This window comes from Mycobacterium spongiae (assembly GCF_018278905.1).
Classification (GTDB): Bacteria; Actinomycetota; Actinomycetes; order Mycobacteriales; family Mycobacteriaceae; genus Mycobacterium; species Mycobacterium spongiae.
In genome coordinates, this window is sequence record NZ_CP046600.1 from 2321661 (window position 1) to 2346110 (window position 24450).

16 protein-coding genes and 1 pseudogene are annotated in these 24450 nt (G+C 61.8%); 12 read left to right on the forward strand and 5 right to left on the reverse strand.

Annotated features, from left to right (window positions below; translation table 11 throughout):
- Positions 1-118: 118 nt before the first annotated feature.
- The 3 genes from F6B93_RS09595 to F6B93_RS09605 all read left to right on the forward strand — a co-directional run bounded on the left by F6B93_RS09595 (position 119) and on the right by F6B93_RS09605 (position 3886).
- Positions 119-2344 carry a PE-PPE domain-containing protein gene (locus F6B93_RS09595; RefSeq protein ID WP_211698892.1) on the forward strand — a complete coding sequence of 742 codons (2226 nt, stop codon included), beginning with the start codon at positions 119-121 and terminating at the stop codon, positions 2342-2344.
- A gap of 279 nt (positions 2345-2623) precedes the next feature.
- Positions 2624-3205: a class I SAM-dependent methyltransferase gene (locus F6B93_RS09600; protein ID WP_211698893.1), complete on the forward strand. Its 582-nt coding sequence runs from the start codon at positions 2624-2626 to the stop codon at positions 3203-3205.
- 9 nt (positions 3206-3214) lie between these two features.
- The gene (locus tag F6B93_RS09605; RefSeq protein WP_211698894.1) at positions 3215-3886 is read left to right on the forward strand and encodes a TylF/MycF/NovP-related O-methyltransferase; all 672 of its coding nucleotides are present in this window, start codon (positions 3215-3217) and stop codon (positions 3884-3886) included.
- Positions 3887-3983: 97 nt separating this feature from the next.
- On the opposite strand, the gene F6B93_RS09610 is transcribed toward F6B93_RS09605, so the two are convergent.
- Complete coding sequence (locus F6B93_RS09610; RefSeq protein WP_343232729.1) at positions 3984-5048, reverse strand: polysaccharide pyruvyl transferase family protein; 1065 nt, start codon at positions 5046-5048, stop codon at positions 3984-3986.
- A gap of 573 nt (positions 5049-5621) precedes the next feature.
- On the opposite strand from F6B93_RS09610, the gene F6B93_RS09615 reads away from it, so the two are divergent.
- Positions 5622-6413 carry a class I SAM-dependent methyltransferase gene (locus F6B93_RS09615; RefSeq protein WP_246541051.1) on the forward strand — a complete coding sequence of 264 codons (792 nt, stop codon included), beginning with the start codon at positions 5622-5624 and terminating at the stop codon, positions 6411-6413.
- 16 nt (positions 6414-6429) lie between these two features.
- Here the strand turns inward: F6B93_RS09615 and F6B93_RS09620 are convergent, their stop codons facing one another.
- The gene (locus F6B93_RS09620; RefSeq protein WP_246541114.1) at positions 6430-7446 is read right to left on the reverse strand and encodes a glycosyltransferase; all 1017 of its coding nucleotides are present in this window, start codon (positions 7444-7446) and stop codon (positions 6430-6432) included.
- Between the two features lie 499 nt (positions 7447-7945).
- On the opposite strand from F6B93_RS09620, the gene F6B93_RS09625 reads away from it, so the two are divergent.
- The 3 genes from F6B93_RS09625 to F6B93_RS09635 all read left to right on the forward strand — a co-directional run bounded on the left by F6B93_RS09625 (position 7946) and on the right by F6B93_RS09635 (position 11054).
- On the forward strand, positions 7946-8755 hold the full coding sequence (locus F6B93_RS09625; RefSeq protein ID WP_211698895.1) for a class I SAM-dependent methyltransferase: 810 nt from the start codon (positions 7946-7948) through the stop codon (positions 8753-8755).
- 365 nt (positions 8756-9120) lie between these two features.
- Positions 9121-10023, forward strand: coding sequence for a class I SAM-dependent methyltransferase (locus F6B93_RS09630; RefSeq protein ID WP_211699380.1), 903 nt, complete (start codon positions 9121-9123; stop codon positions 10021-10023).
- Positions 10024-10052: 29 nt separating this feature from the next.
- Positions 10053-11054, forward strand: a complete 1002-nt coding sequence (locus F6B93_RS09635) for a rhamnan synthesis F family protein (protein ID WP_211698896.1) — start codon at positions 10053-10055, stop codon at positions 11052-11054.
- 146 nt (positions 11055-11200) lie between these two features.
- Here F6B93_RS09635 and F6B93_RS09640 read toward each other — a convergent pair.
- Positions 11201-12772: pseudogene (locus F6B93_RS09640) on the reverse strand (FAD/NAD(P)-binding protein); the annotation flags it as partial.
- Positions 12773-13064: 292 nt separating this feature from the next.
- Here F6B93_RS09640 and F6B93_RS09645 point away from each other — a divergent pair.
- Both F6B93_RS09645 and F6B93_RS09650 read left to right on the forward strand, forming a co-directional pair.
- The gene (locus tag F6B93_RS09645) at positions 13065-14285 is read left to right on the forward strand and encodes a DegT/DnrJ/EryC1/StrS family aminotransferase (protein ID WP_211698897.1); all 1221 of its coding nucleotides are present in this window, start codon (positions 13065-13067) and stop codon (positions 14283-14285) included.
- On the forward strand, positions 14233-15327 hold the full coding sequence (locus F6B93_RS09650; protein WP_211698898.1) for a glycosyltransferase: 1095 nt from the start codon (positions 14233-14235) through the stop codon (positions 15325-15327). The genes F6B93_RS09645 and F6B93_RS09650 overlap by 53 nt, the downstream gene beginning before the upstream one ends.
- A gap of 89 nt (positions 15328-15416) precedes the next feature.
- Here the strand turns inward: F6B93_RS09650 and F6B93_RS09655 are convergent, their stop codons facing one another.
- Entirely contained in the window at positions 15417-16388 is a 972-nt protein-coding gene (locus F6B93_RS09655; protein WP_211698899.1) for a glycosyltransferase family 2 protein, read from the reverse strand.
- A gap of 576 nt (positions 16389-16964) precedes the next feature.
- Here F6B93_RS09655 and F6B93_RS09660 point away from each other — a divergent pair.
- The 3 genes from F6B93_RS09660 to F6B93_RS09670 all read left to right on the forward strand — a co-directional run bounded on the left by F6B93_RS09660 (position 16965) and on the right by F6B93_RS09670 (position 20798).
- Positions 16965-17783 (forward strand): GAP family protein, encoded by an 819-nt coding sequence (locus F6B93_RS09660; protein ID WP_211698900.1) that lies wholly within the window; start codon positions 16965-16967, stop codon positions 17781-17783.
- Between the two features lie 41 nt (positions 17784-17824).
- Positions 17825-18802, forward strand: a complete 978-nt coding sequence (locus tag F6B93_RS09665; RefSeq protein WP_211698901.1) for a glycosyltransferase family 2 protein — start codon at positions 17825-17827, stop codon at positions 18800-18802.
- A 244-nt stretch (positions 18803-19046) separates the two neighbouring features.
- On the forward strand, positions 19047-20798 hold the full coding sequence (locus F6B93_RS09670) for an AMP-binding protein (protein WP_211698902.1): 1752 nt from the start codon (positions 19047-19049) through the stop codon (positions 20796-20798).
- 97 nt (positions 20799-20895) lie between these two features.
- On the opposite strand, the gene F6B93_RS09675 is transcribed toward F6B93_RS09670, so the two are convergent.
- Complete coding sequence (locus F6B93_RS09675) at positions 20896-24423, reverse strand: MMPL/RND family transporter (protein ID WP_211698903.1); 3528 nt, start codon at positions 24421-24423, stop codon at positions 20896-20898.
- Positions 24424-24450 lie beyond the last annotated feature (27 nt).

Here is a 24450-nt window from a genome sequence, read left to right on the forward strand (position 1 = left end):
GTCAGCAGGTCCGTCGACCTTGCCAAACGCGCCATAGGGTGACGGCGATCGGGTTACGATCTGGCTAAGCAGTGTGGCGCCGGGGGGGCCGGGGCTGGCGTGTTCGAGGGAGGGCGCGGTGTCGTATGTGTTTGCGACCCCGGAAATGCTGGCGGCGGCGGCCGCCGATTTGATGAACATCCGTTCCGCGATTGCCGATGCCAACGCCGCCGCGGCCGCGCTGACTACCGAACTCATGCCCGCTGCCGCGGATGAGGTTTCCGCGGCCATCGCCGGGTTGTTCGATACCTACGCCCAGGAATACCAAGCCATTAGCGCGCAGGCCGCCGAGTTTCACGACCGGTTCGTGGCGGCTGTCAACGCAGGCGCCGACGCGTATGCCGCCGCCGAGGCCGCCAACGCGCCCCTGCTCCAGCAGGCTCAGCAGGACTTGCTCAACGCGGTCAATGGACCGACCCAGGCGCTGCTGGGGCGCCCGCTGATTGGCAACGGCGCCAACGGCGGGACCATCGATGGGGTGGGCCAGAACGGCGGGGCGGGCGGGATACTGTTCGGCAACGGGGGTAACGGGGGCAACAGCACCAATATCGGTGTTCCTGGCGGCAACGGTGGCGCCGCCGGACTCATCGGCAACGGCGGGGCCGGCGGGATGGGAGGGCCCGGCGGCAACGGCGGACTCGGCGGCAACGGCGGGCTATTCGGCATCGGTGGTGCGGGCGGAATCGGTGGGCCGGGGACCGCCTTCGCCCCGGCCGGTGCGGGCGGGCCCGGAGGCCAAGGCGGGCTGATCTTTGGCACGGGCGGAGCCGGGGGAACCGGTGGAACCGCCGAAGACGGCAGCATTGGTTTCGGCGGCCCCGGTGGGCTCGGCGGCAACGCCCGGTTATTCGGCACCGGCGGGGCGGGCGGCGACGGGGGTGACAACCTCGCGAACCCTCTCGGCGTCGGTGGCCGAGGCGAGACCGGCGGCAATGGCGGCATCCTATTCGGCGACGGCGGCGCCGGGGGGAATGGCGGCGCCGGTGGCGCTGAGGACGGTCTGGGCGGCGCGGGCGGCTCCGCCGTCGGCCTTTTCGGCGGAACTGGCGGCGTAGGTGGCACCGGAGGCCCCGGCAACGTGACCGCGCCCTCGGGCAGCAATGCTCCGATAGCCCTCATCATGGGCGGCAGCGGGTTAGACGGCGGATCGCTACGCTCCGGGCTGCCGACACCAGAGTTCTTTCAAGGAGTTGTCGACCGATTCATCAACCCCGCGTTCCCGGGATTCAATCCGATTGGCCTGGCAACTCCGGAGCAGTACGCGCAGGTGACCGGGCTCTTCGACCTGAGCCCCGCCCAGTCGATTGCCCAGGGCGTCTTGGCATTGCAGACTGCGATCACGCAGACCTTCTCAGGACAAGACCTCGTCGTGCTGGGTTACTCTCAAAGCGCCACGATCTCCACCCTGGTGATGAACTCGCTCGAACAGCTTGGCATAGATCCCACGGCGTTGAATTTCACGCTGCTTGGCAATCCCAACAATCCCAACGGGGGTATATTTGCCCGACAATTCGGAATGCCGGGCGTGCCGGACTTCTTCACGCCCACCAACCCGAATACCCCATTCAGCACGGACATCTACACGATTCAGTACGACGGCGTTGCAAACTTTCCCCGGTACCCAATCAACCTGCTGTCCGTCCTGAACGCGGGAATGGGGACGGCCTTTACTCATCTGAGCTACCCGTCGCTGACACCCGAACAACTTGCCGGCGCGGTACAACTGGCAACGTCGCCGGGCTACATGGGTAATACCAACTACTTCATGATTCCGGCCGAGGTCCTGCCGCTTCTGGAGCCGCTGAATCAGTTGCAAAAGGCGTTGCCCATTCTCGAGCCGGTCGTGCAGCCGATTATCGATTTGACGCAACCCACCCTGAAGTACCTTGTCGATTTGGGTTACGACGATCCTTTTGCTCCAACGACGTACGCAGACGTGGTGACCCCTTTCGGGTTCATCCCTAATCTCGACCCCATTAACGTTCTGGCTGGCTTGAGCGAGGCGAACGCCGCGGGGATCAACGCAGCACTGGGTGACTTCGGTTTGCCACAGGTTGCGCATGCTCAGCTGCCCATATTGATGAACGCGCTGACACAGCTTGATCCGAGTTTGGCGCAAGCGTGGGGTGAAGCTCGGGCCGAATTCTTTGCAACCGCGGGTACCGATCTCGGCAACTTGCTCAACGATGTGACAGGTGGTGCAGCCCAGTCATGGGTGATCAACAACGCTCTCTATACCTCCGCAATCACGAACCTCATCGCGAATCCATCGTGGGTGAAGGCAGTCTTGGCGTCGCTGATGTGATGCCGCTAATGGTGCGGAGGATTGGTGGGGAAGTGGGCGGCGCGTGCGTGCGCCGCTGACCGCGAGTCGCGCGCCGACAGGCCGCCCAACCATTCTCCTCAGCCGCACCGCGGTGGGATCAGGCCGCAGATGCTAGCCTTCTCGCACGGAAATGACAGGCATGGTCAACGCGGCCTGGATGTAGGTTCCGAGTGTGTTGGAGCACAAAGTAAGAGCCGCCGATACGGTGCACGAGTTCAACGGGGTGGGTGTGATGTCGGAGAGCCAGGGTCCTACTTTATGTTGAGGGCAATCGCGACCCTTCTCAAGAAGACTGATCGTGAACGGTGGACAGACCCCCGCAGTTTCCACGCGGCCTGGGAGCCTCGGACAAAAAGAATTGCGGCTCTTATTCCGAACAACAGTCGTGTGATCGAGTTCGGGGTGGGCAAACGACTCCTTGAGCGCTATCTCGACCCATCGTGTACCTACACGCCGTCCGACATCGTCGACCGTGGGCCAGGCACGATCATCTGTGACCTCAATGGGAGACCTTTACCGGATCTCGGCGCAGATGTTTATGACGTTGCCGTACTGATCGGGGTGCTCGAATACCTGCGCGATCTTCCTTCGGTGCTGGATTGGTTGACGGGCTCGGTCAAAGTCTGCGTGGTGACGTATGCTCCCGCGAAGACCGGCGGCTATTCGCCCGGTGCCATCCGCGAAACAATCGATCGCCTGAGGCACGGTTGGATGAACAACTATCGAATAGAGGATATCCAGTCGCTTTTCCGCGAACGAGGTTTCGACCTGGCTCACGACGAAGACTGGGAGCAGCAACGGGTGCTTGTCTTTTCCCAGAGCCCCCTGGGCCAGTGGTAGGCTTCGGCGATGTTCGACGAGATGTTTGCTGGGGCGCTGGCTCGTCGTATTCGACGGGACGACCTCACCTACCTGAGCTACGTCAGCCTTCGCAGTCTCCGCAAGTCCGCTCGCGAAGTACGCAAGATCAAGGGTGTGGTTGTGGAAGCTGGTATCGCACTGGGCGGTTCTGGCATCCTCCTTGCGACTGAATTGAGCGACCACGACTTCCACGGCTACGACGTATTCGCTGAGTTTCCACCTCCGGGTCCGGACGACACACCGGAATCCCATGAACGTTACGAGGTAATCGCATCGGGCCAGGCCGAAGGTATAGGGCGCCACACGTTTTCGGGATACATGACCGACCTGTACGGCCACGTGTCGGATACGTTCGGCCGTTATGGCCTGCCGGTGGGTGACCGCATTCATCTGCATAAGGGCCGCATCGAGGAGACGCTCAAGCCTGAGTGGCCGATCGCGTTGGCCCACATCGACTGTGACTGGTACGACCCCGTGAAGGTGTGCCTAGAGCGAGTCACACCGCACCTACAACCCGGGGCTCGGGTGATCCTCGATGACTACTACTACTACGGCGGCTGTCGGAAGGCCACCGATGAGTTCCTCGAGAGCACAGCGGGATTCGAGATCGTAAGAGACAAAGGGCATCTGGTGCTGGGCTACAGCCCCGCCAACAAATAGTCGACAGAACGCACCTGCACCGCGCGGGCGGGCGGGCCCTTGAGTATGCGGATGCCCGGTCAGATCGGGTTCAACACCGCTGTCACCGATACGTGTGTCAAGCGACGGCAAGACCCAATTGACGTCCGAGAGCGGCGTACTCAGCTTCGAGCCGCTGGCGAAGATGTGAGACAGCGGCATGTGTCTTGGTCCTGATGTCTTCGGAGTCCGCCAGCGCATCGGCGACACGCTCGACTACCACGACATGGTTCACTTTGTCAGTGCGGATGAGCGAGCGTTCAGCATCAATAGAGAGCGCGAAGTCTCGGCACTTCGGTTGATACTCAAGTGTAATGAGAGGCGTATCAGAAAGAGATGCCAAGATGCCCGCGTGCAGCCGGGTGACGATGGCCACAGAACACCGACCTAGCTCCCGCGCCGCGGCGGCCGCATCGACGGGGTGCACAATCTCGGCGGCGATACCGTTGAGTGCGATCTCGGTCCAGCGTCTATCCTCCGGATTCATCAGTACCCCCACGAACCGATGACCTTGCGATGACAGTTGCTTCACAGCGACGGACATCTCCTCGGCCAGCCTGGTTGGATCATGTCCCCAAAGATCATCGCCGAACCCAAGGTTCACTCCGATGAGGCCATCTTCTGCAACCACCTCGGGTCGCGGGAGTAGCAATGCCGGATCGCCGGAAACCTTCACATCCAGCCCGATGTCGGACAGGAGTTCAGCACTTCGGGGTCCCCGAACGGAAACGGTGCGGAATTCCGAAAGTATTGGTGCCCAGTGCTTCAACTCGTCTTCGGCTGATCCGCTATTGCGTCCGACGAACACCGGGTCCTCAACGCCAACGCCAATGGCGTGGCTTCCGCAATTTCTCATGAGCGCCATGCCTCGATTGATCAGCCGCCTCCACTGGATCCTTCCAACGATGGTGCCGCCACCCACGACTTGCGTGGTGCGTCGTAGCGACAAATTCAAACCTGTTGCTAAAGATCGGATCATCTCTCTTCGGGAAGGCGGCAGATCGAGGAAGGTGGCTCCAGGAAGTTGCGACCGGACCGCATCGTAGATCGCGTCGTCTCCGAGGTTGCCCATGCGATGCCAACCCACATAGGCGATCAGGGGGGCCTTGTGCCCATCACGTCGCGGCGTCACGCTAAGAAGCACGATCCGGGTAGTGTCATTCCGCCTGCCTCTCAACAATATCGGGCCTCTCGGGCAATCGCAGGCGATGCCGTCGTCCCGGCGGTGTTAGTCTTCGGCGAAGGTGCGGGGCCGAACGGCAGCCAGTCGGCACCGAGAGAATTGCCAGCGTGAACGGTCTCACGGGATCCGAGTAACGGTTCTTTCGCCAACCAGGCGTCGTCGCGAATGCCGAAGCCAGGTGGGTGGTCACGGGCTCAACACCCCATGCCGGGTAGTCGATTCGATGTTGGTGCCCACGGTGCCGGCTCGTTTGTGCATCTTGGCGACGACGGTCACCACGTCGCTATCGGCTACTCGGCTGGCCATGTGGAGACTCTCTGGCGGTTGTCATGGATTGTCTCAGGCTACACGCGACCACCAGCGACCATTGCTGCCCTGTCGAGCCCGGGAATGGGCACCGACATACAGCGCAGCCGGACATGCGAGAAGTTTCCGACATACGACAACTCCCTGACGTGCCAGGAGTTGCTGCCTCTTGGGTGATGACAGCAATACGTACCGGCTCGGAAGCCGGTCTGTAGTTGAATGGGACCCATGCGGACCTTTGACATCCAACGCCGCGCCGAGCGCCTCCGTCGTCGCGTGTTGTTCATCGGCCCCGGTGAGTGCAACGTGTGCGGGAGTCGCGTCCGTTTCCAGAGCGTCACTGAGATCATCGGCGGCCCGCTGGCGGCACACGGTTTCCCGTACACGATGGACGAGTTGGAGACCCTAAACCACCGGCGGTACCTGTGTCCGGTGTGCGGCGCCGCCGACCGAGATCGCCTCTACAAGCTCTACATGGACCGTTTCCTCGAGCCCGACGGTGTTTGCCGGGTGGTCGACTTCGCCCCGTCGGCAGCTCTTTCGGCGTCTTTGCGCAGCCGTGCCGACCTCGAGTACCGCACCGCGGATCTGATGATGCCTGGCGTTGACGACGTTGTTGATATCACCGACATGCCCACCTACGCCGACGGCTCGTTCGACTTCTTCATCTGCTCCCACGTTCTCGAGCACGTCTCGGACGACAGCCGCGCACTGCGCGAGTTGTACCGGGTGCTGGTGCCCGGAGGACGCGGCATCATCATGACCCCGGTGGCACCCGAGGGCAGCTTCGACGAGGATCCCTCGGTCACCGACGAGGAGGAGCGGTGGCGCCGCTTCTGCCAAGGCGACCACGTACGGCTCTACGATCGCTCGACGCTGTGTTCGCGGATCCGGCAAAGCGGGTTCGAGGTCTCCCTTTTTGGGTCAAGCACGTTCGGCGAGGAGACGTTCGAACGGCACGCCATCGCGCTCAATTCGTGGCTGTACATCGCGCACAAGCCAGACACTGACGCAGTCTGACGGTCGACTTGCACGCCTAGCGTGCTTCACCGATTGGCGTTGGGCTACGCCGGGCCTTTGTGGTCTGGTTCTTGAGTCGCGCGGAGTAGACATCCATGTTCGCCCGTGCTTTCCACATTCGGTTGGAGAGCCTGCCCTTGAATTGCCGCCAGGGTGTGTCCGTCCGTTGGTACTGCAGGGCCAACATCGCAAGCCGTGGGTGGCGCGCGATGCAGTCGAGAAGCGCGGCGCGGCCTTCCGTGCCCGGTACTTTCGCGATCTCGCCGAGCACCCAGTCGCACATCTTGCCGACCACGTGCTCGCGCGCGGGGTTGCCGATGATCAGGTCGATGACCGCGTCGAAGGTTGCCGCATGCGCAGCACCTTGTGCCAGCCAAAACTTGGACGGGTTCATGAGCGCGTCGTACCACATGCCTTCGGCGTGACGGCGGTAGACGGCCATCGTCTCGGGCAGCATCGCAACGTCGCCGCGGACCGCGTGCCGCAAATGCAAGTAGTAGTCGAGCGGCATGATGTCTGCGGGGATGTCGTCGTAGCGGGGGAGCCGACGGTACATGACCGAGTTGGTCTGAATGAAGGCTCTCTCGATCAGGGCCTCCACGCTGAAGTCGTAATGCCATTCGAGCGGCGGGTAGACCACGTCGTCGGCCCGTCCGTCATCCCAGACCACCCACACGGGATGGAAGCACACGGCCGCCTCAGGATGCCGGTCGAGGAAGGCCACCTGTTTGCTCAGCTTCAGTGGATCGATCCAGTAGTCGTCTCCCTCGCACAACGCGAGGTATTCGCCACGAGCTGTCGACATGGCCCCGATGAGATTCGCGTTGAGGCCGAGGTTCTCCGGCCGGAAGATCGGCCGGAACAACTGCGGGTAGCGGTCCGTGTACTCCCGGATTATGGCCGGCGTGCTATCGGTCGAGGCATCGTCGGCGACGATGATCTCCACCGGAAAGTCGGTCTGTTGGGCGACAAAGCTGTCATAGGTCTGACGAACGTAGGTCTCCTGGTTGTACGCGGTCGACACGATGCTCACTTTGGGTGGGTTCGCGGCCGTCGTTTCGGGCACTGTGAGCTTCCTTCCTGCGCGGCGCAGTTCCTGTCGTCCGTCACGTGCGGGGCGGGTTGGGTCTCCCGCGCGCGGCGACCTGCCCCCAACGGCGCGGTGACGACGGGTCGCTGTGCTCAAGAGGTTTACCCGGACACCTGCTAGCAGCTCCCCACGTGCATCCGAGCAAATCACGGAATTCGTATCACAACAACCGGCGTAATCTGCGACACTTCCTGCGACGGGAAGGCCACGGGGGTAGCGCGTCCGGTACCGTTTCATCGAGAGCAGGGGAGCAGGCAAAACCGAACCGGCCCTCGATGTGCTGCGTGGCGCGATCGCGGCCCTTCCGGGGACGGGCACATGCCTGCAGCCGCCCAGTCCGGGCGCAGCTATTAGTGGGCCGAAGACTGGTAGTGATGGGTGACGTTAGTGGTAAACCGCCGGAGGAATCGATAATCCGACTGAACGTTGTAATCGAATCGTCGTGGTCGTAAAGGAAAACATGGGACACGCAACAAAAAGGCTCGTGCCTAAATCGGCAGTCGACCTCTATTATACACTAAAGTATGCTCCGGGTCGATTGAATAGCCGCCGACAGTACCGGCAGGCCGTCGCGGACAAATACGGAATCGAGATCGGTGGCCCGAGCCTGCTATTCAAAACCGTGCTGCCGCTTTACTCATCCGTTGGGAAGTTGGACGGGGTCAACTTCGCCACTGACACCGTCTGGGAAGGCCGGATCGCAGCAGGGGATGCCTTCAATTACTATCATCGTAAATCCGGCCGCCAATACATCTCCGAAGCAACTGATTTGAGTGAAATCGAGTCCGGGCGTTACGACTTCCTGCTGTCGTCGAACTGTCTTGAGCACGTGGCTAATCCCATCAAGGCTCTTGCGGAATGGAAAAGAGTGATCAAGGATGGCGGCGTACTAATCCTCGTTCTTCCCAACAAGGGTAGCAATTTTGATCATCGACGCCCGTTTACTCAATTCGAACATTTGTTGGACGATTTCGCGAAGGACGTCGGTGAGGATGACCTCACGCATCTGGATGAAATCTTAACGCTTCACGACCTAGCGATGGATCCACCGGCTGGAGATCTCGAACATTTCAGGCAGCGCAGCCTGAAAAACTTCGAGAATCGAACTCTTCACCACCATGTGTTTGATCGGCAGTTGATTGAACAAACGCTGAACCATGTAGGATTCCAGATTACGGATTTGACGACTACGCACACTGACTTCTTCGCGCTCGCCACGAAGAATCGGGAGCCCGGTCCCGTTTCCGAATAACTGCATGGGGAACACGTGAGATCGTGCGGGTTCGCCGACTGGCCGGTGCGGCGAAGATCCGGCGCGCCGCTCCTCGAATGTCGCGCGTTGCGTGGCCGGAGCCGGGCGTTGAGCTGCGCCTGCCAGTCGGCTGGTGGCGGCGTCGGCTTGACGTTTGGGTGCCCCGTTGGACGACCCGGGTTCTGCTCTCGGGAATGCCTGGCACTTGGGCGATTAAAGCTGCCGAGGTCGCCGGTGCGTCGGCGCGGGCCCTGCTGCTCGCCAGGTTGTGCGCCAGCATCGGGTCGGACTCTGCTAAATTTCGGGAACACGCTGCGCAGCGTGAGCTATTTTGTTTCAAACGAGCCGCGAGCCGGCAGTGTCGCATGATGGAGGGGAAAGTTCCGTTGGAATTTACTGATCAGTTGCAATTCACCGCTCACAATATTCGCCTTGACGACGGAACTTTTACGAAACCCGATTATCCACATTCGATGGAGGATTATCCCTATTGTAAATCGGCGCGGGGAATTTTGGAAACGGTGTTCCCGGGCGATCGGAGCCAGCTTCGGCTGGCCGACGTGGGCTGCTTGGAGGGGGGGTACGCCGTAGAATTCGCACGCCTGGGATTCCAGGTCCTCGGCATCGAGGTGCGTGAGTTGAACATTGCGGCATGCAATTACGTAAAATCAAAAACCAACCTGCCGAACTTGAATTTTGTTCAGGACAACGCTCTGAACATCGCTGACCATGGCGTGTTCGATGGCGTTTTCTGCTCCGGTCTGCTGTATCACTTGGACTATCCAAAGCAGTACCTTGAAACGCTGTCGTCGGTGACCAAGAGACTCTTGATTCTTCAGACGCAGTTCTCCCTGGTAAGTCGTGCCGACGCTGCGCTGAGATTGCCCACCAGGGTCCGATGGGTGTTCGACAGGCTAGTGCGAAAGTCTGTGCCGACACATTTCACCTTGTCGGCACCCAGTGTGCACGAAGGCCTTGGCGGCAGATGGTTCACGGAGTTTCACACCGATCGGTCATTCGGCAAGCGCGAAACTGCGAGATGGGCTTCGTGGGACAATCGTCGATCATTCTGGATTCAGCGCGAGTACGTGCTGCAGGCGCTTCGCGATGTTGGATTTGATGTCGTGCTGGAACAGTTCGATCATATGCAACCGGACATCGCGAAGAGTTTGCTCGGAGGCAGCTACCAATCGGACCTTCGAGGGCTGTTCATCGGCATCAAGACCGGCGATTCGACGGACGGCGCGGCGCCTACCGACATGGCCTGAACATTGAGGCAACGCGCTACGAGGTGGTCTTGGAATTGCTGAGCAGGGTGCGCTCCGATGCCGGGCGGGGGTACCGCTACCTGGCGGCCGTGCCCTACCGGGTCAGCGGCAATGCTCTCCGCTTCATTCGTCAAACCCACGAGGAGCTGCCACCGCGGCCTCCGCCGGATCGCCGCACCCTGGTTCTCTTCGCGCACTTCGACCCCCAGCGCATGATCGATCCATATGTCGTCTACTACCTGAAGGCGCTGCACGACCTGGGCGCAACCATCTTGCTTGTGTCCGGTTCGCCCAAGCTCAAGCCAGAATCCGTTGCCTCCATCCGTTCCCTCTGTGCGGGTATCTACACCCGCCGCACGCTGTCACTAGACTTTGGCTCCTGGCACCTCGCATGGTCCATAGTCCAAGAGCGTGGTTGGTCGCTCGACCACTTCGACCGTCTTGTCCTGGCAAACGACAGCGTGTTCGGACCGGTCCTTCCGCTCGAAGAGATGTGGCGTTCGTTCCACGGCGCCGACATGTATGGCGCTATCGAAAGCGCGGAGTTCGGCCTGCACTTGCAATCCTTCTTCCTGGCGTGGGACCTCAACCCGCGAACTCGCCGGTTCCTCACTGACTTCTGGAGTGAGTTCGAATACGTAGTTGACAAGGTCAACCTCGTCGACCGCTACGAGATCGGATTGTCCACGAGGGCACGCGAAGCCGGGCTGCGCCTGAAACCCTTCGTGTCCGTCGACAGCATCAACCCAACCTATGCGCGTTGCCCGAACCACCAATGGGCCAGCAAGTTCTCCAGCGAACCGTTCAACCACACGCTGTACTACTGGGACGGCCTCATCCAGCACTGCCGGTTCCCCTTCCTCAAGACAATCCTGCCGCGGCACAACGACCCCTGGCACGACTCCATGGCGCAGTTGCGCGAATTCATCGAGCTCTACACCGAATATCCCTACGAGTTGATCCAATCGAATGTGGACAGGCTCGGCTGCGGAGTCTCCTCCTGGGTCAAGCCATCCAGCGCGCCGGCTTAACAGTGGGTGGTGATGGCGGTTGACGGCTCGCTGCGCAACCAGGAGCTACACCATCATCCAACGTTGTTGGCGAGAGTCACGTTTGCCCGCGGGTTCGCGGCGGCGCTAGTCGGCGTCTGGGTAACGCGGCTCGTCTTTGAGGCGGTCCGTAACGAAGCAACTAGGTTGGTGGCCAACGATTTCGCCAGCGAGCGGATGCGGGGCGCGTTCTCGACATGCCAAAAGCGCATTGTGGAGTTGAAGTTGCCGCCGACCAGGGGCCCGATGACGAAGAAATCGGGCGTGGCCTCGAAGGCGTCGTTCACAAGGAGGCCGCGGTTGGTGCGGTTGGGGCGGCCAAGCTTGTTGCACATGATGCTGACGAGGAAGGGCGAGGAACACTCGTCCAGTTCTTCGAAACCGGCACAATTCACCACGGCGGCAAACGGCAGGGGGTGGGTATGTTCAGCTCCCTCAGCGCGGTAGCTCAGGGTGGCAATCGGTTGGCCGGGGGCGCAAGCATGCACGCGCACTACCTCGCCGGCGAGCAGGCTGAGCGCGTCTTGGGCGGCCAGTTCGTCGGTTGCCTGACGGTAGTCGCGTCCCGCTCGCCGCACCAGCTTGGTGAAGTTCATGCCGTGCACGCAGAAGAACTCCTCCTGCTGCGGCAGCGTCATCCGTTGCAGCACTTGCCCGATCAGGGCGCCGATCGCGTGGTGGCAATCGGCCAGGTTCAGTGAGCGTTTCTGGGCGGTACCCAGGTCGTCGCGGATCGCCGACATGAGATCCGCCGCGTCAACCGTTTCCGCGGAGAGCAGCGCACGAATCCGCGGGAAGCCGTATTCCGGCGGCTGATCGCGGATCAGGTGGGGAAGCGCGCCCGACCGCGAGATCACGGTGATGGAGTTCACCTGCTGGCGGATGCGCGCGTGGTGGCGCATGAGGTAGAGCACCTCGAGCGAGGTGGCGTTGGAACCCACCACGAGCACGTTGCGCCGTTCGAGCGGTTCGACCTTGTTCAGCGCTTGGCACAACTGTTCCAGGTTTGTCTGCGCGCTCGGGGAGTAGAAATCGTTGACGTAGGCGAACGGGGGCTCGGAATCGTCGGCGAGGATCGTCCTCGCCGGGGGGCTACCGATGGCGACGATCACTTTGGCTGCTTCGATCGCGGTTGGACCATGTCCGGCCGGGTTGAGCCCGATCACGTGGCGGCCGTCGGTGTACCGCGCGCTCGTGGCCTCGGCGCGGATGGTGACGATTTCGGCCAGCTCGCGCTCGGCGAGCTGAGCGATGCCGGCATCGACTTGTTCGGAGATGAAGTCTCCGAAGAGAAAGCGCGGCAGGTACAGCTCGCCCCAACGGCCAGCGTCCAAAGCCGCGCGGTTGTCGCGGATCCAGCGTTCGGCGGCTTCGCCGCCCTGCCGCCGGAACAAGGCCAGCCAACGCGGCTTATGGCGCTCTAGCCAGGCGATGTAGGAGGATCTTTCCGGTTCGTGGACGAATTCGTCGAGCTTCTGAATGGCCAGCGAGCCGATGCTGGAGCGCCGGCCATAGGGGATTCCGCACCACAACTGGTCGTCGCGCTCCACCACCGCGATGCGCAGCTTGCCGATCTTGGGTGCGGCGCTCAGTAGAGCCTCGGCCAGCTCCAGCAGAGTCATGGAGCAGGCGATCCCGCTGCCAATAAAGGCGATGTCGAAGGTCGCCGCAGCGGCCTGCTCTTGCGCTAAGACATCGATCGGTCGCTGCCGGTCGTCTTGTGTCGGATCGGTCAAATCTTGGGTCCGCCAACTGATCCGGGCGTCGTCGAGAAGTCGCTGTCGGGGCTTGCTCTTGTCGTCGGCCCCGTGGGCAGCTGGGCGCGCGAGCTCACCCGCCAGCTGGTTGCTGAGACACCCAGCATGGGCACGTCGGGCATCTGCAGCGATCCCACCTCATTAGCTCGACAGCCTCGTGGCGATTATCTCGACGCCGCGTGGCGCCGCACTTTAGGGAAGGCTAACATAACCTACCGGCATTGATAGGGGCGTGATGGATAGTCTGACTCGAGACGACATTGTGTGGCCGACCCTGTCCAGATTCCCCTGGTCGGCTTCCCAAGCGGATCGACCGCCGCGTGCGGCGATCCCCTTCATCCGTCCGAGCTTTCCCGGTCCGGAGGACTTTGCCGAGGACTTGCGCGAGATAGCCCAGGCAAACTGGTACACGAACTTCGGGGCAAAGGAGCAGCAGTTCGCGCGAGCCCTGGGCCGGTATCTCGGGCACGATCTGCAGGTTGCCACTTTCGCCAACGGCACCCTGGCGCTCATCGCGGCACTGCACGCGACTTTCGGACCTGGAACCCGCGACCGCTATCTATTGATGCCGTCATTCACCTTCATCGCCGTGGCGCAGGCGGCTCTGTGGGCCGGGTACCGTCCGTGGTTCATCGACATCGACTCCGATACCTGGCAACCAAGCGCGCGCTCCGCCCGTGCTGTCCTCGAACGGTCTCGTGACCGCATTGCCGGCATCGTGCTTGCCAACGTGTTCGGTGTCGGCAACCCCCGGATCGACATGTGGGAACATCTCGGCGCGGAGTGGGAGGTACCGATAGTCCTCGACTCGGCCGCTGGCTTCGGCTCGGAGTATGCCGACGGCGAGCGCGTCGGCGCACGTGGCCGCTGTGAGGTCTTCTCTTTCCACGCGACCAAACCGTTCGGAGTGGGTGAGGGCGGCGCACTTGTATCTCGCGACCCACGACTGGTCAGGCAAGCGTACAACTTCCAGAATTTCGGCTTCGCTGAGTCGAGGGAGTCTGTTCAGCTCGGGCTCAACGGAAAGCTGCAAGAGATCAACGCCGCCATAGGCCTGCGACAACTCGTCGGACTCGACCGCCGCAGGGCAAGCCGCCGAGCCGTTTTCGAGCGCTATCGGATGAACCTCACCGGCGCCGGCCTCCGGTTCCAGCCCAATGCCGAGGTTTCGGCGCTGTGCTTCGGCAGCGCATGTACCGTGTCGGTCGACCATCGTGCCGCGGTGCTCACCAGCCTGCGCGCAGACGCGATCGAGGCCCGTGACTACTACAACCCACCCCAGCACCGACACCCGTACTTGATGGCGAACCCCGAGTTGACAGCGTCGACGGACTTGCCGGTCACCGAGGACATTTGCTCGCGAGTCGTCTCGCTGCCGATCCACGACTACATGGCATCCGATGATGTCGCTCGAGTCGTTGCCGCGGTGGAGGAAGGCAGGACCCGGATTGCCTGAGAGCGCACCCAGGGCGACGCCGAAAGTCAGCGTCGTGTCGATCACCTACAACCACCAGGCCTACATCCGAGAGTCGCTGGACGGCTTTGTCTCCCAGATGACGGACTTCCCCGTAGAGATCATCGTCGCTGACGACGCCTCCACCGACGCCACGCCAGCGATCATCCAGGAATACTCGGACCGCTATCCGCACCTGTTCCGGCCAATCTTGCGGCCGAAGAACGTCGGCGTCCACGCGAATCTGACGGATGCACTGTCGGCTGCACAAGGTGACTATCTTGCCTTGTGTGAGGGTGATGACTTTTGGATCGACCCGCTGAAGCTCAGCAAGCAGATCGCCTTCCTCGACCAACATCCTCAGACCACGGTGTGCTTCCATCCGGTACGTGTGACCTGGGACGATGGCCGCGCTCAGGATTCCGAGTTCCCGCCGAACTTCCTGCGCCGCGACCTTAGTGTGGAGGCATTGATCGCGCGCAACTTCATCCAGACCAACTCTGTTGTCTACCGCCGCCAGCCTTGCTACGACGACATCCCAGCCGGGATCATGCCGGTGGACTGGTATCTGCACCTGCGGCATGCGGTCAGCGGCGACATCGCGATGCTGACGGACACGATGGCGGTCTACCGCCGCCACGAGCAAGGGATCTGGCACTCCTCCTATGCCGACCCCCCTAAGTTTTGGCGAGAGCTCGGTCCAGGCTTGGTCGCGACCCTCGACGCCATGCTGAGTCTGGTCGCCGGTAACAGCGTGCGGGAAGAGATCATCGGCGAGGCCGCCTACTGCGCGCTGACCGAGATCGCCAAGGTCCCGGGCGCCGAGGGCCGCGGCGCGTTGGCCGAATGCCTAGCGCGGCATCCGGGAGTCGCGAGTTTGGCCCTGCGTCACCGCTGGCGGCAGACGCCCTGGCGGCGACTCAAAAGCAGGCTCTCGGCTGAAGTTTGGGGCTGGAGGGCGCACGCGGATCTCTACGCCGGCCGGGTCAAGCACGAGGCGCGCCGGGCGCGGCAATGTCTCACGGCCCACAGCCTCTCGAGCTAGGCGCCCCGCGGACCGTCACGTCGCACAAGTCCCCGGTCTCTGCACCCTTTCCAGCGCCGCGGCGGCCGGAATCCGCAGGGGCGCAACCATCACGAGACAGCCTTGGAGTGCGACAAGACGTTGTCGCGCCATCGCCGGGCGAACGCGAATTCGCTGACGGGAGCTCGAGCCAATGTCTTTAGGCGCGTCGTCCGCTGCGGTCCAAACGCCACGACCCGTACCGGTGCGACCAACCAGGTTAGGGACCACCCGACTGTGGCGATGACCCGAACCGCCCTGGGCGACATCGGGTCCACGATCAGCCAGGTCAGAATGCGCAGCTGATCCAGCCAGTTCTGCCCAGATTTCACGATGCGCATCGATTCGGTGCTCACGGCGTGTGTGCGCACCGACAGTTCCTGTGGCACAAAGCACACCACCGATCTCAGCATCAGGCGATACCAGAAATCCAAGTCGACGAGCTGATAGATGTCGGTGCGGAAGGCCCCCGCTTCCACAGCCAGCCGGCGGCGAAACATCACACAGGTCGGTTCACCTATCCAATTTCCGGCACCGCCGCGCAGCGCCATCTGCGCGACCAACCACGGTCCGCGGTTACGGTCGCGCAGCCTCCAAAAGTGTTTGTGGGCGGGTCCCACCCTGCGTCGCCTGGGCAGGTTGTCGTCCTGTACCACCCGCCGAGGCGCGAAAGCCATCCCGACCGCCGGGTCGTCGAAGCACGGGGCGAGTGTCCGCAAGGCTCCGGGAAGCAGCCAGTCATCGCCATGAACGAACTGGATCAGTCCACCCCGAGCGAGTTCCAGGCACCTGTTGTGGTTCTGATTCAGGCCGAGGCGGGATTCATTGCTGATCAGCCGATCCTCTGGCCTGAGCATTCTTGACGCAATCTTGACGGAGTCGTCTGACGAGCCATCGTCGACGACCACCACCTCGAAATCGGCGCCTTCCTGATCCAGGATGCCGCGTAGACAACGTGCGATGGTTGCAGCGTTGTTGTACATCGGCACGCACACCGAGATCGTGGGGTGCGCCGGCGCATTGTCAACACCGTTGGCGCGCATCGCTAGCCTGCTCGATTCGTTCTTGGTCAATCAATTCGGTAGCGCTCCCGAACAACCAGGCAGCCTTGCCCATCGCTAGCCTTCCTGTCCTGCCCGCGAAACCGCCTCAGCATAGCCGTGCGTCGCCGGTCTGGGCGGTTGCCGGGTACTCAAGCTCAGCCGCGACTCCTCCGCTGGCGGGTGTTGTTTCCGCAGCTAGACGCGTTTTCTAGGGGTGCTTGGCGGGGGTCTCGGCGGTGCGCGCGTGATATTTGCCAGCCTGCCCGGGCGAGGCAGCAACTGTACCGACGTTTGGGCGCTACCTGGGCAAACAGCCCGGCCTGCGTGGCTGCGTTGTGCGCTGAGGTCGGGTGGTCTGCCGCGCAAAACAGCTGCTAGAACGCGAATGTGACGGCCACCACAACGCTGACCATCGTGGTTTGACTGCGTCCGCGTGGGTTGTCTGCTCGGGATCATCTGCGGCCGGCGTCGCGACGGCAATAACTCTCGCAAGTGTTGGTGTTGGTCAGATGAGAAAACTCTCCAATTCTTCAGTAACGCCACGAGATACGCTGTCCCCTAGTAGCGTCCCCAGTGATGTGGACAATGGTGCTGATACTCGGGATGGGGATGGCCGTCGATCCCGTGCGCCTAGGGCTGGCCGTGGTCATGGTTTCACGGCGCAGGCCTATGGTGAATCTGCTGGCCTTCTGGCTCGGCGGCATCGTGGCAGGTATCGGCGTGGGGATCGCGGTGCTGGTGGTGATGCGCGAAGTCGCGTTGGCCGCTATGGAAAACGCCACATCTGCGTTCTCCAGCGTCACGTCCGAGTTCACAATCATTACAGGCGGGCGTCTCTATATCGCCCTCGGGCTGTTCGCTCTGCTCGTTGTCGCAGTCATATCCGCGCGGGCACGGATCGCCACACGGTTATCGGAACCAGTATTTACGCCGGCGACATCGCCCGTGCCCGTTGGCGGCAATGCGGCGACCCTGGTTGAAGAGCGGCCCACAGCGGAACCCCCAGCGGAAGTGGAGGAGCCGCCCTCGCGGAATTTGTTTGCGCGGCTCGGGGCATGCACTCACGACATGCTGAACCGCGACCGGGCCTGGCCGGCGTTCGTCGTGGGCCTCGCATCGTCATTTCCGCCGTACGAGGGCATAATTCTGCTGTCCATCATCATGGCTTCGGGAGCCGCCGTCGGCACCCAGTTCAGTGCTCTGATCGTGTTCGTCCTGATCGTGCTGGCGGTCATCGAGATCCCGCTGGTCGGGTACCTGGCAATGCCGGACAAAACCCTAGCCGTGATGCTGCAGATCCAGACGTGGCTGCGGACCTATCGCCGGCAGATTGTCCAGACCATTCTCACTGTGACCGGGGTACTCCTTCTCGTTCAGGGTGTGCTTGCTCTCTGAGCTGCTCCTGCTATGCCTGGTTGCCGGGTGCTGCATAAGGCGTGGTGTCGGTGAGCCCCGATGAGGTCGGTGATCTGCCCTCAGCTCCGCTGATCTCGGTGTGTGTGCCGGCCTACAACAACGGCGCCACGATCGCGCGTTGTCTGCGCAGCATCCTGGATCAGGAAGGTGTCGATTTCGAAATCGTGGTGGTCGACGACGCGTCGTCGGACGACTGCGTCGCCATAGCCGCGACAATGCTCAGAGCAAACGACCGGCTCGTGCGCAACGAACCTCGTCTGGGCCTTAACCAAAACCACAACAAGTGCCTGGACGTCGCCTCTGGGAGCTTGATTCAGTTCGTCCATGGCGATGACTGGTTGCTTCCCGGTGCCCTAAGGACAATGGCCGCGTGTTTCGAGGATCCGACAGTCGGACTGGCCTTCGCGCCCCGGCGGGTGGAGACTGACGATCCCGGATGGCAAAGGCGGTACGGACAGGTCCACACCCGATTCCGGAGACTGCGTGAACGCAACCACGGAGCATCACTAGTCCGGCAGATGGCGTTGCGTGGTGCCAAGGACAACTGGATAGGTGAACCGACCTGTGTGATGTTTCGGCGCCAGCTGGCACTGGACGCTGGAGGTTTTCGCACGGACATCTTTCAACTCGTCGACCTGGATTTCTGGATGCGCCTGATGCTGCGGTCGGCCGTATGCTTTGTTCCCCACAAACTTTCGGTGCGCAGCCACACAACAGCGACGGAAACGACCCGCGTCATGGCAACTCGCCGGAATCTGCTTGACCAGCAGCGCGTTCTCACCTGGATGGTCGTGGACCCAGTGTCGCCCATCGGGATTCGTCTGGTCGCAGCCCTCTGGTGGTTGCCGGCCTGGCTGGCGTTGGCCATCGAGGTCGCCGTGCTGGGGCCGCAGCGCTGGCTGCATCTGAAATCTTTGGCCTTGGCTCTTTTTCGCGAGTTTCGCCATGCTCGGCGGTTCCGTGATGACAACGGCATGCGCGCGATCGTCAGTCGATGAAATTTGACGCGCATCGGGTGGACGGTGATGGATTCCTGAACGAGGCCCCGCAGATTCAGCGTCGGCAGCATCGCGGGTAACAGTGGGTCCAAATGTGCGAGCGCTCACGGTAGGGTGGTGGACCATGGGCGGTTAGTGTGACTTCGGGCCTTGGGGGGCTCGGGTCCGGGGTAGGTAGGGCTCTGATCGGGCTGTTGCAGCTTCGGGAATCGTTACGAGAACAATTCTTAGCGAAGGTAGTCTGATGTCCGTGGTTGCATCTTCACTGCCTGCTGTGCTTCGCGAACGCGCCAGCATGCAGCCCAACGACGGCGCGTTCACCTATGTCGACTACGACCAGTCGTGGGACGGTGTTGAACAGACTCTGACGTGGTCGCAGTTGTATCGCCGAACGCTGAACCTTGCTGTCCACCTCAGAGAACGCGGGTCGACCGGTGACCGGGCGGTGATCCTGGCCCCGCAAGGATTGGACTACATCGTTAGTTTTCTCGCCGCGTTGCAGGCCGGACTGATTGCGGTTCCGCTCTCGGTTCCTTATGGCGGTGCCCACGATGAGCGCACGACGTCGGTGTTGGCCGATACGTCGCCAGCGGTGATCCTCACGGCTTCTTCGGTGATCGACAATGTGTCCGAGTATGCGCAACCGCAGTACAACCAAGACGTGGCCGCCATAATCGAGGTCGATCGACTGGAGCTCGATGGACGGCTAGCGGGCGCCTCTCGGGCTGTCAATCACGACTGGCCGGATACGTTGTATTTGCAGTACACCTCGGGGTCGACGCGGACGCCGGCCGGTGTCATGGTCTCGAACAAGAATCTCTTCGCCAATTTCGAACAGATCATGTCGACTTACTATGGCGGCTACGGAAAAGTCGCCCCGCCGGGCTCCACTGTGGTGTCGTGGTTGCCGTTCTATCACGACATGGGTTTCATATTAGGACTTGTACTTCCGGTTCTGTCCGGAATGCCCGCGGTGCTGACCAGCCCGGTGGGGTTCCTGCAACGACCGGCCCGGTGGATGCAATTGCTTGCCAGCAACACTCTGGCTTTTTCGGCCGGCCCGAACTTTGCCTTTGACTTGGCTTCGCGCAAGACGAAAGACGAAGACTTGGAGGGCCTTGACCTCGGTGGCGTCCACGGCATTCTCAACGGCAGCGAACGGGTGCAGCCCATAACCCTGCAGCGCTTCATCGATCGGTTCGCGCCGTTCAATCTTGATCCCAGGGCGCTGCGTCCGTCGTACGGGATGGCCGAGGCTGTCGTGTACGTGGCGACCCTCAAGACGGGGCAACCGCCAAAGATCGTCAATTTCGATGCCCAGAAGCTGCCGGATGGTCAAGCGGAACGCTCCGAAAGTGACGGCAGCACGCCGTTGGTGAGCTACGGCACAGTCGATACGCAGCTGGTGCGCATTGTCGATCCCGACACCAGGGTCGAGTGCTCGGAGGGCGCGGTTGGCGAGATCTGGGTGCACGGCGGCAACGTCGCGTGCGGCTACTGGCGGAAGCCCGAGGAATCTGCGCATACGTTCGAGGCAAGCATTGTCAACCCGTCGCAGGGGACACCTGAAAGCCCTTGGCTGCGGACGGGAGATTCGGGTTTCCTGTCAGACGGTGAGCTGTTCATCCTCGGTCGCATCAAGGACCTGTTGATCGTGTACGGACGCAACCACTCGCCCGACGACATTGAGGCGACCATTCAGGGGATCACGCCGGGCCGTTGTGCGGCGATCGCCGTTCCCCATGATGGCGCTGAGAAGCTGGTTGCCATCATCGAACTCAAGAAGAAAGACGAGTCCGATGAAGAGGCAATGCAGCGCCTCGGTGTCGTGAAACGTGAAGTCACCGCTGCGATATCGAAGTCGCACGGGTTGAGTGTGGCGGATCTCGTTCTGGTGCCTCAGGGTTCGATTCCGATCACGACGAGCGGCAAGGTGCGCCGAGCGCAGTGCGTTGAGTTGTACCGACAGGACGAGTTCACTCGCTTGGACGCCTAGGCATTGAGTTCAACCCGGCAGGGAATTCAACCCGGTTAGGGGGTTGGGCCGATTCGACGAGGTACGGATTCAGGCTGGAGTCGCGGTCGTCGTGCCGTTAATCAGTAGACCTGGGACTCACGTGCGGCAGCGGTTGGTCAGGCTCGTGGTCGATCGGGTGATGACCGTTGCCGTTGGGGGTGGCCTTGTCGCCATTGGTGTCGCCATTGGTGTCGCCGTTGGTAATGCCGTAGGTTGGCAGGCCGGCGAGGCCGAACAGGGGCAGCGGGTGGCCGAAGAGATGATCGACCCGTTCGTTTCCGTTGCTCGTGGCGATTGTTGGGGAGTCCAATGATTCGCCCAGGTCGTAGACCGGCAAGTCGATGAGGCCGAACAGTGGCAGGGAATGGCCGGGAAGCCGGTCGATCAGATGCTTGCCGTCGCCAGTTGCCGCGCTGTGCAACTCACCGTTGGAAACTCCCCGCGATTGCACCCTGATCGTTGCAGCTTTCTCGGTTGCCTGCCCATTGGTTCCGGGAGTGGTCGTGGCGACCTGCGGCGCGGGCACCGGCGCCGTTGCCTTGCGGCGGCCGATGCTTTTCACCTGGTCTAGCCATAGGTTGGCTTTCGTCGCTAGCTTGCCCGGCTTGCCCTGTCGGTAGGGGTCTTTGCCCAGCTGTGAAGGCCACCAGTTCGCGCGGCCAATCAATGTGGTTAAGGCCGGTACGGTAACGGTGCGTACCAGGAACGTGTCGAGAATGATCCCGACCCCGATGGTGAAACCGGCTTGGGCCATCGTGGTGATGCTGGCCGCCACCAGGCCGAACATCGACGCGGCGAAGATGAGACCCGCGGACGTGATGACTCCGCCGGTCGATCCCACGGTGCGGATGACTCCGAACCGTATACCATGTGGCGACTCGTCACGGATACGTGAAATGAGCAGCATGTTGTAGTCCGCGCCGACGGCAACCAAGAGTATGAACGACAGTCCGGGCAAGCTCCAATGCATTTCCTGTCCCAATATCAATTGGAACACGACAGTGCCGATACCCAGGGCTGACAAATAGGAAATCAGCACGGAGCCGATCAAATATATTGGGGCAACAATAGCGCGTAGCAGAATAACCAAGATCATGAACACGATGATGATCGTCGCGATGACGATGAATCGCATGTCGTTGTTGTAGTAATCGCGGATATCCCGTAGCCCGGTCGGGACACCGGCCAAACCAACCGTGGCATCCGCGAGCTCGGTGTTCGGTCGCGCATCGTCGGCGACACGGACGATCTCATTGACCTGATCCATCGCCTCGGTGGTGGCCGGATTGAGCGCGCTCTGCACGAAGTATCGCGCCGCATGCCCATCGGGCGACAGGAAAATCTGGGCGCCCTTTTTGAACTCGTCAGTCCCAAAAACCTCGGGGGGCAGGTTGAAGCCCGCCATCGACGGCTTCTCCGCGTCGCGTTTGATCCCCAGCAGGAAGTCGGCTGCCTGGTTGAGCCCGGAACCCATATTCCTCACCTGATCAACCAATTCCTGCACGCCCATCGCCAATGCGGCGCTGCCGTCGGCGAGGGCATCGGCACCTTGTGACAGTTGTGCCAACTTGCCCGCAAGGCCGTTGACGGCGTTGAGGGTGGCGACGACTTGTTTGAGCTGCTGATCCAGAGTGCGCACCGTCTGGGCCAGCGTCTGGTATCCCTGCGTCTGTTGCAGGGTTACCGCAAGCGATCTGATGGCGTTGAGCACTCCCTCGTTTTGGGCCTGGACAATCGCCGCCAACTGGGCGCGCGAACGACGGCAGGCGGGATCGCTGTTGCATACGGGGCTGGAGTTGAGTGCCCTTACCATCGGGCTGGCCCAGACGGCGGTTTGCTCGGCATCTGTGACGGTCCCGCTCAGATCGTCACCGAGTGCCCGCATACGCCCGACGTACTGGGATGCATTTTCGAGTTGTTGGATTGTTTTGTCTCCGCCCATCAGGTCGATCATGGCCTGCAGGGTGTTTACCATCCCGCTAGAGCTGACGATGGCCCCCTTGACTTGGTCGCGTACCTGCGCAAGAGCGTCGGCCAACTGGTGCGCACCTCCGGTGAGCTGGTCCAGTTCAGCGTCGTGCTCCGAGACCTGGCTGAGCGCTTCGTCGAGCTTGCTGCCAACTTCACCTGCCTGATACGAGACCTTGGTCTCTTTCAGCGGTTCCCCGTTCGGCCGGGTCAGGCCCCGCACCATGACGATGTCGGGCATTTCGGCGATGTCGCGGGACATCATCTCGATGTCGGCAAGGGCGCCAGGTGTCCGCAAGTCGCGGGGAGACTGGATGAAGAGCACCATCGGAGTCAGTCCGTTCAGCGGGAAGTGGCGGTTGAGTGCCTGGTACCCCTGAACGCTCTCGACGTCTTGCGGCACCGTTTTGAGATCGTCGTAGTTGAAGCGGATCAGCCCGGCGCAACTGGCCAGGATGACAAGCACGATGAGACTGGCGACCAGATGGATCTTGGGCCGGCGCACGATGCGAATGCCCGAACGCCGCCACATACGAGTGGTGAGGTCGCGTCGAGGCTTGATCCAGCCGCGACGTCCGGTAAGTACGAGGATGGCGGGAAGTAGGGTTACCGCGCCCAGCAGCGACACCATGATGGCTACCGAAATTGCCGGGCCGACTGCCGAAAACACTTCCAGCTTGGTGAACACCATCGCGAGAAAGGTGACGGCCACGGTGGCCGCCGACGCGGCGATCACCTTGCCGATGGACATCAAGGCTTTCTTGACCGCCACGTCCGACGTCTCGCCGTGGCGCATATAGTCGTGGTAGCGGCTGATCAGGAAGACGGCGTAATCGACCCCCGCCCCGATCATGACCGCGGTCATAAAGACAATGGCCTGCATGTTCACGGCCAGGCCGAACTCGGAGAGCCCGGACAGTGTGCCCTGAGCTGTCGCGATGGACGCACCGATGGTGACCAGCGGTAACAGCATGGTGACCAGGTTCCGGTAGACCAGGATCAGGATGATCAGCACGCTGATGATGGTGCCGATCTCGATGATCCGCACGTCTGCCTCACCACGTTCCTGCAGGTCGTGCATGGTGGCAACAGGGCCGCTGAGATGGGCGGTCAGGCTCGTGCCAGCGACGGTTTCCTCGACGATCGCCTTGACGTTTTGGAACGCCACGTGCGTCTCGGGGGCCATCCCGGTGCCAGGAAACTGGATGGGCAAGATCCAGGCTTTGCCGTCCTCGCTGGCCAACAGCTGCTTCATCTCGGGGACTTCAAGGAAGTCCTGAACCGTCATCTTGTCCTGCGTGTCCGCGCGCAGGTTTTCCACCAGTTTGCGGTAGACGGCCTCATCGGCAGGTCCCAGTCCGTTCTCGTTGCTCAGGACGACCATCAGGAGGGAGGCGGCCTCGGTTTTTTCCTGGAAGGCCTCGCCCATCTTCTGTTGCAGGACCATCGACGGGGAGTCGGGGGGCAGCGGAGCCTGTTCGCGCTTTGCGGCTTGCACCTGCAGCGGTGGAAGCAACAGTGTCAGCGCGGCCGCGACCGCGATCCAGGCAGCGATGACGAGCAGGGGCCAGCGCACGACGAAACCGCCGATGCGGTCGAAGAGCCCCCCGGCTTTGGCTTCGTCGTGCCCAGCCACCCAACAACCGTACAAGCCAACCACGGA

Excerpts from the sequence above, each read along its gene's own strand:
- F6B93_RS09670 (WP_211698902.1), top strand. The coding sequence starts at position 19,047 with ATGTCCGTGGTTGCATCTTCACTGCCTGCTGTGCTTCGCGAACGCGCC.
- F6B93_RS09615 (WP_246541051.1), top strand. The coding sequence starts at position 5,622 with ATGCGGACCTTTGACATCCAACGCCGCGCCGAGCGCCTCCGTCGTCGC.
- F6B93_RS09600 (WP_211698893.1), top strand. The coding sequence starts at position 2,624 with ATGTTGAGGGCAATCGCGACCCTTCTCAAGAAGACTGATCGTGAACGG.
- F6B93_RS09630 (WP_211699380.1), top strand. The coding sequence starts at position 9,121 with ATGATGGAGGGGAAAGTTCCGTTGGAATTTACTGATCAGTTGCAATTC.
- F6B93_RS09605 (WP_211698894.1), top strand. The coding sequence starts at position 3,215 with ATGTTCGACGAGATGTTTGCTGGGGCGCTGGCTCGTCGTATTCGACGG.
- F6B93_RS09655 (WP_211698899.1), bottom strand. The coding sequence starts at position 16,388 with ATGCGCGCCAACGGTGTTGACAATGCGCCGGCGCACCCCACGATCTCG.
- F6B93_RS09650 (WP_211698898.1), top strand. The coding sequence starts at position 14,233 with ATGTCGCTCGAGTCGTTGCCGCGGTGGAGGAAGGCAGGACCCGGATTG.
- F6B93_RS09660 (WP_211698900.1), top strand. The coding sequence starts at position 16,965 with ATGTGGACAATGGTGCTGATACTCGGGATGGGGATGGCCGTCGATCCC.
- F6B93_RS09645 (WP_211698897.1), top strand. The coding sequence starts at position 13,065 with ATGGATAGTCTGACTCGAGACGACATTGTGTGGCCGACCCTGTCCAGA.